Here is a 12,322-nt window from a genome sequence, read left to right on the forward strand (position 1 = left end):
GAAAAACCAAAAGCCCGCGGCCCCGGTCGCGGGCTTTTTTGCGCGTCAGGCGGGCGTTGCAACACTACCGGCCGACGCACGTCGTTGGCGTATTCATCAACTGCTATTTCTTGATTCCATGCTCAAAAAACTACTCCTCGGGGGCGGGCTGCTGCTCTCCGTCACGCTCACGCAGGCCCAAACGGCCACTTTCGCCACGCTGAGTGGCAAGGCCATGAGCGCCTACCAGGACAAGCGCTACGCCGAGGCGGGCAAGCTGTTCGATCAGGCCTTCAACGACAAACAGGCCCACCCCGGCGCGGGCGACTACTACAACGCGGCCTGCACCTGGGCGCTGGCCGGCAACAAAGACCAAGCCTTTCGCTACCTCGACCTGGCCACCGCGGCCGGCTGGGAAAACGTGGCCCACCTCAAGCAGGACACCGACCTGAGCAGCCTGCACGCCGACCGGCGCTGGCAGCCCATGCTCACCAAGCTGGACGCGGCCGTGGCCCGCATCCAGGCCGGCTACGACAAGCCCCTGAAGCAGCAGCTGGACTCCATCTACGCCTCCGACCAGGGCGGGCGCCAGCAGTACAACAGCATCCGGGAGAAATACGGCGAACATTCGCCCGAAATGCAGGCCCTGTGGAAGCAGATGGCCGAAACCGACGCCCGCAACCTGAAGAAAATTACTGCGCTGCTCGACCGGCACGGCTGGCCCAGCAAGGCCAAGGTGGGCAACATGGGTACCCAGACGGTGTTCCTCGTCATCCAGCACTCCGACCTGCCAACCATGCAGAAGTACTTCCCCGTGGCCCGGCAGGCCATGGAGCGGGGCGACCTGGCGAAGTCGGCCTTTGCCTTGATGCAGGACCGGCTGCTGATGTGGCAGGGCAAGCCCCAGATCTACGGCAGCCAGCTCAGCAGCGACGCGAAAACCGGCAAAATGGCCTTCCACCCCATTGAAGACGAGGCCCACGTGGACGAGCGCCGCGCCACCATGGGCCTGGGCCCGCTGGCCGACTACGCCAAGGGCTTCGGGCTGGACTACCAGCCGAAAAAGTAACGGCTCCTGCACCGCTTCAGAGGATGAAAATTCGGGGCCCCAACAAGCCGGCAGCAAGTGCCGCCGGCTTGTTGGGGCCGTGCCGGACGCCGCGGCCGGTGCCAGCGCATGATCAGACGACTATTCCACCGCCTCCGCCCGCTGCTGCCCTACCTGAATATCCTGCTGGCCGGCGGCGCCTACGTGGCCAACCAGTACTTCATTCAGGGCTTCTGCCAGCCGGTGCGCTGGGCGGCCTGGGTGCTGGCGCTCAGCACCGCGGCCTTTTTGGGGTGGCCCTGGCTGCTGCGGGCGCCGCGGGCGGTGCGGGCCACGGCCCTGCTGCTGCAGGGGCTGGCCTTTACGGTGTGCCTGTACTGCGCCTGGTTTATCGGGCTGGAATGGACCTACTACCTGCTGAGCCTGTTCATGGGCTGGCTGCTGTTTCCGCTGCTGCTGTGGGTGCCGGTGTTCTTCGGGGTGCAGCTCTGGCAGCGGATGCGCACGGCGGCGCTGCCCTACGCCCGGCTCTGGTTTGCCCTCGGGGCGCTGGCGCCGCTGCCCGCCCAGCTCGGGGCCGAATGGCAGTACCGACAGTTCCGGGCGGCCATCCGCCAGGTGCGCATCAATCCCGACTACGACTTCCCCGGCTACACCGCGGCAATGCGGCGGGTGCTGCCGCGCAGCTACGTCACGGAGCGGGTGCTGGGGCTGCGGTTTCGCTACCACACCTACCCCAATTTCCTGGAAGACGGCTGGCGCCCGCCCCTGCACGACCCCTTGCTCACCGTGCTCATGCGGGGCGAGGTGTACTGGAGCGACCCGCTGCACAAGCTGGGCAACGAGCGGCGGGCGCTGCTGTACCGGCTGGTCTTCCCGGAACGGCCCGTCAAGGCCGACTGTGCCTGCGCCCACGTCGGCGATGCGCAGAGCTACCTCTACTGGCACCCGGAATGGAACCCGCCGGGCATGCCGCGCTCCTGGGCCGGGCTGGATAGCCTCCACGCCCTGTAGCTGCTGCCGGCGCGCCCCCAACCAGCTTAGCAAAACCGCCTCAAACGCGCAACCCGACTTTGCCCGTTTTGCGGGCCAAACCGGCGCTGTGGATAACCGGAAAAAATCGGCCCGCACGGCATCATTAACGCATTGTGGAAAACTTTCCGGCCGCGAGTTGATTCAGGCAACCAACGCGGCTGGCTATATTCGGACAGTATCGGCGCGGGCCTGGTAGGAAATGGAGGGGCAGTACGCCGCTTCCGCTCTGCCAGGCCCGCGCCGCCGCAACCTGCACACCTCCAACCTTTTTACGCCAAACCTCACCCCCGCCTATGCTGGTAATTAAACGCGACGGTCGGCGCGAGTCCGTCAAGTTCGATAAAGTCACGGCCCGCATCGAGAAGCTGTGCTACGGGCTGAACATGCTCTTCGTCTCCCCCATCGAAGTGGCCAAAAAGGTCATCGACGGGATTTACGACGGCGTAACGACCGTGGAGCTGGACAACCTGGCGGCCGAAACCGCCGCCTCGCTCACCACCAAGCACCCGGACTACGCCATCCTGGCGGCCCGCATTGCGGTGAGCAACCTGCACAAAGTCACGTCGAAGTCTTTCTCCTCGACGATGAAGCGCCTCTACACCTACGAGGACCCCAAAAACGGCGACAACGCCTCGCTCGTCGCCCGCGACGTGTGGGAAGTGGTGCACAAGCACGCCGCCCAGCTCGACTCGGCCATCATCTACGACCGGGACTACAACTACGACTACTTCGGCTTCAAGACGCTGGAGCGCTCCTACCTGCTGCGCCTCGACGGCAAGGTGGTGGAACGCCCCCAGCACATGCTGATGCGCGTGGCCGTGGGCATTCACAAGGACGACATCGAGCAGGCCATCGAGACCTACAACCTGATGTCGGAGCGCTGGTTCACCCACGCTACGCCCACCCTCTTCAACGCCGGTACGCCCAAGCCGCAGCTCTCGTCGTGCTTCCTGCTGACGATGAAGGACGACTCGATTGAGGGCATCTACGACACGCTGAAGAACTGCGCGCTGATTTCGCAGTCGGCCGGCGGTATCGGGCTGGCCGTGCATAACGTGCGGGCTACGGGTAGCTACATCAAGGGCACCAACGGCACCTCCAACGGGCTGGTGCCCATGCTGAAGGTGTTCAACGACACGGCCCGCTACGTGGACCAGGGTGGCGGCAAGCGCAAGGGCGCCTTCGCCATCTACATCGAGCCCTGGCACGCCGACATCATCGACTTCCTGGACCTGAAAAAGAACCACGGCAAGGAGGAAAACCGCGCCCGCGACCTGTTCTACGCCCTCTGGATCAACGACCTGTTCATGAAGCGGGTGGAGAGCAACGGCGAGTGGACGCTGATGTGCCCCCACGAGTGCCCGGGCCTCGACACCAGCTGGGGCGAGGACTTCGAGAAGCTCTACCAGAAGTACGAGCGCGAAGGCCGCGGCCGCAAGACCATCAAGGCCCAGGAGCTGTGGTTTGCCATCCTGGAAAGCCAGACCGAGACGGGCACGCCCTACATGCTGTTTAAGGACGCGGCCAACCGCAAATCCAACCAGCAGAACCTGGGCACCATCAAGTCGTCGAACCTGTGCACCGAAATCATGGAGTACACGGATGCCGACGAAATTGCCGTCTGCAACCTGGCTTCCTTGGCCCTGCCGCGCTACGTATCGGAAAAGGACGGCCGCGCCTTCTTCGACCACCAGCGCCTGTTCGAGGTGACCTACCACGCCACCAAGAACCTCAACAAGGTTATCGACATCAACTACTACCCCGTGCCGGAAGCGGAGCGCTCGAACAAGCGCCACCGCCCCATCGGCCTGGGCGTGCAGGGCCTGGCCGATACCTTCATTGCCCTGCGCATGCCCTTCGAGAGCGAGGAAGCCAAGGGCCTGAACAAGGACATCTTCGAGACCATCTATTTCGCCGCCGTGACGGCCTCCAAGGACCTGGCCAAGCGCGACGGGCACTACGAGACCTTCCCCGGCTCGCCCATCAGCAAGGGCCAGTTCCAGTTCGACATGTGGGGCGTGACGCCCGAGTCGGGCCGCTGGGACTGGAACGCGCTGCGCGCCGAGGTGATGGAGCACGGCGTGCGCAACTCCCTGCTGGTGGCGCCCATGCCCACCGCCAGCACCGCCCAGATCCTGGGCAACAACGAGTCATTTGAGCCTTACACCTCCAACATCTACGTGCGCCGCGTGCTCAGCGGGGAGTTTATGGTGGTGAACAAGCACCTGCTCAAGGACCTGGTGAAGCTGGGCCTCTGGAACGACCAGATGAAGCAGGACATCATTGCCGCCAACGGCTCGGTGCAGGACATTCCCAGCATCCCGCAGTCCATCAAGGACCTCTACAAGACGGTCTGGGAAATCTCGCAGCGCACCATCATCGACATGGCCGCCGACCGCGGGGCCTACATCTGCCAGAGCCAGAGCCTGAACCTGCACGTGCAGAACCCCAACTTCGGCAAGCTGACCTCGATGCACTTCCACAGCTGGAAGCGCGGCCTGAAAACCGGCATGTACTACCTGCGCACCAAAGCCGCTGCCGACGCCATCAAGTTCACCGTGCAGAAGCAAGCCGCCGAAACGCTGGAACCCGTCTACGACCAGGCCGCCGCTATGGCCTGCTCCCTGGATAACCCGGACGCCTGCGAAGCTTGCAGCGCGTAGATTTTAATAGGGGAAGCAAGGTGCTTCCCCTTTTTTTCTCCTTACCCTTTTATTCCTATGGACGACCAGCAACAACCTGCTGCAACAGCAGATAATTGGTCAAAAGATTTGACTGGCCCTCACCTAGAGCTTGCTGCTTACAGTGATGGTAAGTTTTTGCGCGTCAAAGCCGGTCCTGGCACTGGTAAGACTTTCGCCTTGATGCGTCGAGTTACTAGACTTCTTGATGAAGGCGTTGCGCCGGAGTCAATTCTGGCAGTAAGCTTCACTAGAACGGCTGCAGAGGATCTTGTAGCTAAGCTGAAAGCCCTTGGCGCACCAGGAGCAGACCGAGTAGAAGCAACAACATTGCACAGCTTGGCTTTGCGGATGCTCTCCCAAGAAGCCGTGTTTCAAACTTTACAGCGTAGCCCAAGAATGCTGATGGAGTTTGAAAAAGCCTGCATGATTGCCGACCTAGCCGAACAAATTGGCGGAGTTCGGAAGACCAAAAAACTACTAAAGGAGTTTGAGTCTTACTGGGCAACTCTACAGAGCGAGGAGCCGGGTGAAGTTCAAGATGAGGAAAAGCAAAAATTCCAACGAATCTTGGGAGACTGGTTGAAGCGGCACGATGCCGTATTGTTGGACGAATTGATTGTTCTAATGATACGATACATCCGCCAGAACCCAGTAGCGGCGTCTTTCTTGGGCTACAAGCATGTTCTTGTTGACGAATACCAAGACCTGAACCGTGCAGACCAAGAGTTGATTGATTTGCTCGCTCAAGATGGTACGTTGACAGTCATTGGTGATGACGACCAATCAATTTACAGTTTCCGCCATGCTCGTCCAGAGGGTATCATTACCTTTAATGAGAGCCATGACCCAACGAAAGATGTAGCAATTCTCACCTGCCGTCGTTGTCCAAAGCAGGTTGTGAATATGGTCAATCACCTCATCAAGCATAATAAGCACCGCTTTGCAGGTGCTCCAGAGCTTGGTGTTCACACGTCGAATCCGGACGGAGAAACATTCATCGTTCAACACCCTGACATGTACGATGAAATTGACTCTATCGCGTCGTACATCAAGTGGTACATCACTAATAAAGGAGTGGGCGCCGGCCAAGTCCTTGTACTGGCTCCCCGTCGAAAGCTCGGACTAGCTATCCGCAATCAACTCTTTCGGCTACAAGTTCCAGCAAGAAGTTTCTTCAATGAAGATGCTCTTGAAGAAGCAGTAGCGCAGGAAGGGTTGTGCTTGTTGAACCTTCTTGTAAACCCAAGCGACAACGTTGCTCTTAGGACTTGGCTTGGACTGCATGTAGACAGTAAACTGGTAAAGCAGTACGCTGCGATAGAGCAGTTAGCCGGTAGTTCAGGAGTGACTGTCGGAGATTGTTTTGCCAAAGCTGTGAAGGGAGAAATAAAAGCTCCTGGCAAGTGTGCTCCTATTCTTGCTCGCTTTTCGGTTCTGTTGGACAAAATTGCTTTAGCTGAAGGGAAAACCTTAGCTGAAGTCGTTGATATCTGTTGGCCTGGCAACGAGCCGAATTGTGATGATGTGCGTGTACTCGCGCTTAGTCTCGTAGCTAAACATGAGACTTTAGAATCATTCCGGGATGCATTGGTTATTAGTATCAGCCAGCCCGAAATACCTAGCGAAGAGGACGGCATTGTCCGAATCATGAGTCTGCACAAGTCAAAAGGCTTGACTGCGAAATGCGTAATTGTGGCTGGATGTAATGCAGGGGCTTTACCCCGTGTAAAAGGAGACACCCCTCTTGAACGAGAACTGTCTATTGAGGAGCAACGGCGGCTGTTCTATGTTGCTTTGACTCGGCCTACTCAAACTTTGGTGATAAGTGCAGCCGCTAAAATGCCTGCGGTAGAAGCGGTACGCCAAAATATTGACGTTCATCGCAACGAGGGAGTTGATGCGATTTTGCAAATGAGCCCATTTGTTGCCGAATTAGGTGCTGCTGCTCCAAGAACCATAGTCACCTCTCAGTGGGCTACCCAGGTGGGTTTTACCGTCGAAAGGACGTTGCCCACTCCTACGGCTGAATAAACAATTCCCCCGCGGCCCCTAGACATACCCGCCGCCCGGATACTGGCTATCCGGGCGGCGGTGTTCGTTCTGGCGGGATGGTAACAATTCCCTGGGGGTGAGAATACATTAGCATCGTCCACCAAGCTGCTTGTTTTCCCAAAGCAGCTGCCTAAATAGTACGAGTATGTTCGATTCCTACGAAACCGACTTTGGCAAAGTCAACTGGAACTGGTGCCACAGCGTGTGTATTCAGATGCACGAGATAGAAGAGCTGCTTGGGCTGCCGAAACGAGCGGAGCTTTACCTGAAGTCGGCACATGAGTATGAAGTGGTTGGCTACACGGGCGAACGAAAATTTCTTTCCGTTACTTTCATTTTAGCAGCCGACCGCATCGTCATTGAAAACGTAAACCTGCCCAGTTATGAAAGCATCCGAGACGTCATCATCCGCCAATTCCTCGCCGCGGCCGAGTGATTTCAGCATGACCGGCGAGTCCGTGGAAGCAGTAGAGGCCAAGCGCATCAGCGGGCCGCTCTCGAAGCAGGAGTTTCTGGCCTACCTGCGCAAAATTGGCAAGCTGCCGCCGGGGGCGGAGTGGCAGGTGACGCCAAAAACAGATTCCCGCTAACTTGAACGCCCTGGCCGGATGGTCGGGGCGTTATCATTATCACGTTATGAAGCGGAAAGTCTATTTGCTTGGGCTGTGCGTAGCTATTGTAGGGGCTGCTGCTACAACAGCGCCTGTTGGTTCAGGGCAACACGTCACACTAGCCCGTGACTACCTGGAAGCGTGTGAAATTGGTGAAGGGGAATGCCCGCCAGTGGTCATTAAACGCACAAAAGGCGAGCGAGTCAGCGTGGGATTTTTCCCCATTCCGCGAGCTTCTGTTATGCTGTGGGACTCGTTAAGGTATCAGCAGCGCATGGCGCGGGAACCAGTCAAGTGGCTAGAGCGACAAGGCTCCGGCTCTGATGTAGAAAACCCGAAGCCTATTGCCTTCGATCTGACCCGCCGTATCGACGGCACTTACTACTTGTGGCTGACTTCGTGTGGTGTTGGGGGCGTGTATGTAGTAAGACTAAAGACTCTGTAAAAGGATTGCCGCCCGCCAGCGGCCCCAAGACACCCCCGCCGCCCGGATACTGGCTATCCGGGCGGCGGGGTTCGTTCTGGTGGGAGCCAATCGGAAGTGCGGTAGCCTGCAAACCATGGATAGCAGGCTACCAGGGTTCTGGTTGAGGTGGGTGCATTGGTTTCCGGGCCGATGTGACGTCACACGTGCCCGGAAACCATGGTTTTTGCCCTCATGTGACGTCACAGTTGTCCGAAAACCATTGATTTTGCCCAAATGCGACGTCACAGGTGCTCGAAACCAACGGTTTTTCCCTGCATGGGAAGTCATAGGGGCCCGAAAACGATGGTTTCCGGACAACTGTGACTTCCTAGTGGCCCGGAAACCACTGTAGCGGTAGTAGGGCGGCTGGGGGTGGCTGTTATTTGCGAAGTTTATTGCTGTATGGGGTGTTTCATTATGGGAAAGGCAAAAAATATCAGTTGCTGATGCGCAAGTTGCCTGGCCGGGCTTCTATATTCCCTCAGAAGTACCACAATCCAAACCCATTTATGTCAACTCTACTTAACGGGTCGGACGCTACGGCGTCGACCACCAAGACCAAGACCGTGCGGCGCACGGCGCAACTTCCCACCAAAGACGTGCCGCTGGGCATCCTGGCTACCACCGTAGCGGAGAAGTGGCAGGCCTCCCCGCTGCCGCCGCTGATGTGGCTCAGCAAAGACAACTTCGCGGCGCAGGTAGCGGCTTTCGTGCTCAGCCACCAGGAAGCCGACGACACGGGCGACGCCCGCACCCCGCAGTCGAAGCGCCTCAAGGTGCTGGACAAAACCCTTGATACCAGTCTGCGCTACGTGAAGGGCTACCTGGAAGAAGAGTACGACGACCACGAAGCTTACTACGGCGAGTTCGGTATTGAGAAGCAGGGCAAGAATTACAAGCTGCCGCTCGGCCGGCCCGAGCGAGTAAAGGCCCTCGGCAAGCTGCTGGCGGCCCTGCGCAAGCACAAGTTCGACAAGAAGAAGTACGGCCTGGCCTACTGGCAGCCGCTCTACGACGAGTACCAGCCGCTGGTGGCCGGCAGCACCGAAACGGCCGGGGCCCGCAGCGGCAAGGTGAGCCAGAAGGACCAGGGCGCGGCCCAGGTGCGCAAGGGCCTGCGCAGCATCATTCACCACATCAAGGCCAACTACCCCGATACCTGGGAGGCCGAGCTGCGCGGCTTCGGGTTCCAGAAGGAGTCGTTTGGGGGGTAGCGGCCCGCTGCTGCCGCCCAGTGAGGACCGGCCCGGTTGCCCTGCGGGGGCGGCCGGGCCGGGTTGCGTAAGTGGGGCGGGGAGGGTAGTATTGTAAGAAGAATGGCCGGGACTTTGGCCGGGAGCCGCCACCGGAAAAGGCCGCGGCGGAGGGGCGGCCGGGGTCTGTTTGTTTAGCTCGCTTGATATGATGCAGCGTTACGTAGTGCGCGCCGGCGCGGCGCTTATTGGGGGCTGGCTGCTGGCGGCCCCGGCGGCCCAGGCCCAGACCGGCGGTGTGGGCATCGGTACCAGCACGGTGGAGCCCTCGGCGGCGCTGGAGGTGAAATCGGCCAGCAAGGGCCTGCTGCCCCCGCGCATGGACGAGGCGGCCCGCAACCTGATCGGCAACCCGGCCCCGGGCCTGACCATCTTCAACACCACCAGCGGGGTGCTCAACGTGTGGAACGGCACCAGCTGGCAGGCCTACCTGGCCGAGTCCATTCCGGCCGGCCTCTACCCGCCCAACACCTACGCCCCCGTGGCCTTTGCCTACACCGGCGCGCCGCAGACCTACACCGTGCCCGCGGGCGTCACCCAGCTGCGCGTGGACATGGCCGGGGCGGGCGGCATCGTCAACGGCCCGTTCTACCGCGGGGGCAACGGGGGCCGGCTGCAGGCCCAGCTCACGGTCACGCCGGGCGAGGTGCTCACGATTTACGTGGGGGGCATGGCCACCGGCTACGACTCGGGCAGCGCCGGCTACAACGGGGCCGCCAACGGCGGCGGCGGGGCCACCGATATCCGGCGCGGGGGCGGGGCCCTGGCTGGCCGCGTGCTGGTAGCGGGCGGCGGCGGCGGCGGGGGCCAAAACAGCGCGGGCGGCTGCGGCGGCGGCACCCAGGCCTGCTCCGGCGCCAGCTCCGGCAGCGGCATCGGGGGAAGTGCGGGCGGGGGCGCGGGCGGCGGCCAGACGGGCCCGGCGGCCGGCGGCAGCAGCTCCATCAACCAGCCCGGGCAGCCCGGGGGCCTCGGCGTCGGGGGGGCGGGCAACACCGGCGGGGGCGGGGGCGGCGGCGGCTACTACGGTGGCGGCGGCGGCGGCTACGACGGCATTGCGGGCGCGGGCGGCGGGGGCGGCTCGTCGTTTGCCCTGGCCGGCAGCACCACGGCGGTGGTACACTCGCCGGGCACCCAGGTCGGCAACGGCTACGTGCGCCTGGGCCCGCTGCTGCCCGCCCCCGTGCTCGACGGCAGCAACATCGTGAACCTGCGCGGCCTGGGCGACCACACGGCCACCCAGAACCTGGACCTGGCCACCTACCAGCTGGTGGGCAACGGCGGCAGCCAGGGCCTGCGCATCAGCAGCACCGGCAACGTAGGCATCGGCAGCAGCGCGCCCACCGCCCGGCTGGAAGTCGACGGCTTCACCCGGCTGGGCGCCAACGCGCCGGCCATCAAGACCCTAGAGCTGGCGGGCACGCTGCCCGGCGGCCAGGGCCAGGCCTTCGTGGCCCACGGCCTCGACGAAAACAAAATCCTGAGCGTGACGGCCATAGCCACGGCCGGCGCCAACTACATTCCGCCCGGCTACACCCTCAACAGCGGCGTGCTCTACGGCGTGTACATCAACAACGACAACGTGGTGCTGCAAACCGGCAACAGCATCAGCTCCGGCACGGCGTACGGCAAACCGGTGCGCATCCTGATCATCTACCGGGACTAGCGCCTGGCCGGCACCGGCGGGGCCAGACCAGGAGTGGGGGAGGAGGCCAGGGCCGGCAGCTACCGCGCCGCCGTGCCCAGGCGCGCTTTGCCGCCCCGGTCGTCCACCCGGTACTCCGCGCCGTTTTCGATCAGCAGGCCCTGAGTCCGGCCCGTGTTCTTGGCCTGCCCGTGCTTGACGTCGATTTTGAGCACCCGCCCGTCGTAGTCGGCCGTGACGTTGGCGACGACCGAGTGGCCGATGACCAGGCGCTGGGCCCGGTAAAACCGCAGCACCCGCGTCAGCTCGGCCGGGGTGGTGCGGTGGTAGGCGGCGCCCCGCGGGTCGCGGAAGAAAAAGAACGCCCGGTACAGCCAGTTCATGGCCAGGCTCCGGTCCCAGTAGGGGCTGTGGTAGGAGCTGAGAACGAGGCCCGCGCGGGTGCCGGCCAGGCGCCGGGCGGCGCGGTGGCCGTAGTGCTGGCGGGCAATGCGGTTGAGGTCGGGGAGGGTGAGGCCCTGCTGCACCAGCTGAGCTTTGAGGCCCGCGTGCACGAACAGGTAGGGGCCGAGGCGCTCGGCCACGTTCTTGCTGCGCAGCCAGCGGCCCAGCTCGGTATCGGCGCCGAACAGGGCGGGGCCGGCCTGGTCCCAGCGCGGCCGGCCGCTGATCTGCCGGGCCGCTTCGATGTACTTGTACTGGGCGTAGGACTGGTCGCCGTAGAGCATCATCACCTCGTGGTTGCCGAGCACGTAATGCACCTGCCCGCCGGCCTGCGCAGCCTGGGCTTCCAGCCGGTAAATCAGCCAGAGCACCGGCGTCACGTACCCGCCGCGGTCCACGAAGTCGCCGTTGAGCACCAGGTGGCCGCGGCCGAAGCTCCAGTTGAAGCCCGCATCCACCACGCCCTGCCGGCGCAGCAGGCTCACGAAGCCGTCGAAGTTGCCCTCGATGTCGGAAACGGCCAGCAGCCGGGTGGGCAGCGGATAGGTTTCGGGCGGCCGGGCGTGGGCGGGGCGCAGCGCCACCAGGAAGCTGTCCTGGTCGGCATTGCCCACGCGCACCGGCAGCGGCTGCCCGGCCCGCAGCGGAGCGCTGCGCAGCCGGCTGCGGGCATCCACCGTGAAGACGCGCCGGCCCACCACGTAGGGGCCGTCCACGCCGTCGAGGGCGGTGGGCACGGGCTGGTCAATGAAAAAGCCCAAGGGCTCGTCGTTGACCAGCGCATCCAGCCCCGACCAGTTGTAGGTGTAGCGGCCCGCCTGCTCGTCCACCGCGTTCTGGCCCAGCAGCAGGGTGGTCAGCACCCCGTAGCCCACGGCCCCGATCAGGCCCCACTTCACGATGATTTTCAGGATAGTCCTGGGTCTTTTCACGGTAGCGGAGGTGGGTTGAGGGGAGGCGAAGGGCCCGCGGCCGGGGCGGCCGGGGCGGCCAAAGGTATGGCGCCCGGGCCCGCGCTGCTGCCCGGGCGGGCCATTTGAGCCATTCGGGGCCCCTGGATGGTGGCGTAACGGCCTGCGCGTAAAAAGGCAGCAGCCGGCTTCTG

At 62.4% G+C, this 12,322-nt stretch carries 10 protein-coding genes; 9 read left to right on the forward strand and 1 reads right to left on the reverse strand.

Annotation, left to right across the window (positions count from 1 at the left end):
• Window positions 1-118 precede the first annotated feature (118 nt).
• The 9 genes from DLM85_RS22585 (at window position 119) to DLM85_RS22620 (ending at window position 10,794) form a co-directional block, all read left to right on the forward strand.
• Window positions 119-1,048 (forward strand): DUF6624 domain-containing protein, encoded by a 930-nt coding sequence (locus tag DLM85_RS22585; RefSeq protein ID WP_111480455.1) that lies wholly within the window; start codon window positions 119-121, stop codon window positions 1,046-1,048.
• A 108-nt stretch (window positions 1,049-1,156) separates the two neighbouring features.
• Complete coding sequence (locus DLM85_RS22590) at window positions 1,157-2,041, forward strand: hypothetical protein (protein WP_111480456.1); 885 nt, start codon at window positions 1,157-1,159, stop codon at window positions 2,039-2,041.
• Window positions 2,042-2,355: 314 nt separating this feature from the next.
• Window positions 2,356-4,725: a ribonucleoside-diphosphate reductase subunit alpha gene (locus tag DLM85_RS22595; protein WP_111480457.1), complete on the forward strand. Its 2,370-nt coding sequence runs from the start codon at window positions 2,356-2,358 to the stop codon at window positions 4,723-4,725.
• A gap of 57 nt (window positions 4,726-4,782) precedes the next feature.
• On the forward strand, window positions 4,783-6,777 hold the full coding sequence (locus DLM85_RS22600) for an ATP-dependent helicase (RefSeq protein WP_111480458.1): 1,995 nt from the start codon (window positions 4,783-4,785) through the stop codon (window positions 6,775-6,777).
• A gap of 166 nt (window positions 6,778-6,943) precedes the next feature.
• The gene (locus DLM85_RS22605) at window positions 6,944-7,234 is read left to right on the forward strand and encodes a hypothetical protein (RefSeq protein WP_111480459.1); all 291 of its coding nucleotides are present in this window, start codon (window positions 6,944-6,946) and stop codon (window positions 7,232-7,234) included.
• Window positions 7,235-7,241: 7 nt separating this feature from the next.
• Window positions 7,242-7,388, forward strand: a complete 147-nt coding sequence (locus tag DLM85_RS25650) for a hypothetical protein (RefSeq protein ID WP_165822266.1) — start codon at window positions 7,242-7,244, stop codon at window positions 7,386-7,388.
• Window positions 7,389-7,434: 46 nt separating this feature from the next.
• A complete protein-coding gene (locus DLM85_RS25205; RefSeq protein WP_133257212.1) occupies window positions 7,435-7,854 on the forward strand; it encodes a hypothetical protein in 420 nt (139 codons plus the stop codon).
• Window positions 7,855-8,384: 530 nt separating this feature from the next.
• Window positions 8,385-9,089, forward strand: coding sequence for a hypothetical protein (locus DLM85_RS22615; protein WP_133257213.1), 705 nt, complete (start codon window positions 8,385-8,387; stop codon window positions 9,087-9,089).
• Between the two features lie 187 nt (window positions 9,090-9,276).
• A complete protein-coding gene (locus DLM85_RS22620) occupies window positions 9,277-10,794 on the forward strand; it encodes a glycine-rich protein (protein WP_111480462.1) in 1,518 nt (505 codons plus the stop codon).
• A 59-nt stretch (window positions 10,795-10,853) separates the two neighbouring features.
• Here DLM85_RS22620 and DLM85_RS22625 read toward each other — a convergent pair whose 3' ends face one another.
• Window positions 10,854-12,149: a metallophosphoesterase gene (locus tag DLM85_RS22625; RefSeq protein WP_111480463.1), complete on the reverse strand. Its 1,296-nt coding sequence runs from the start codon at window positions 12,147-12,149 to the stop codon at window positions 10,854-10,856.
• Window positions 12,150-12,322: the final 173 nt, after the last annotated feature.

It is taken from the genome of Hymenobacter edaphi (assembly GCF_003258365.1).
GTDB lineage: Bacteria > Bacteroidota > Bacteroidia > Cytophagales > Hymenobacteraceae > Solirubrum > Solirubrum edaphi.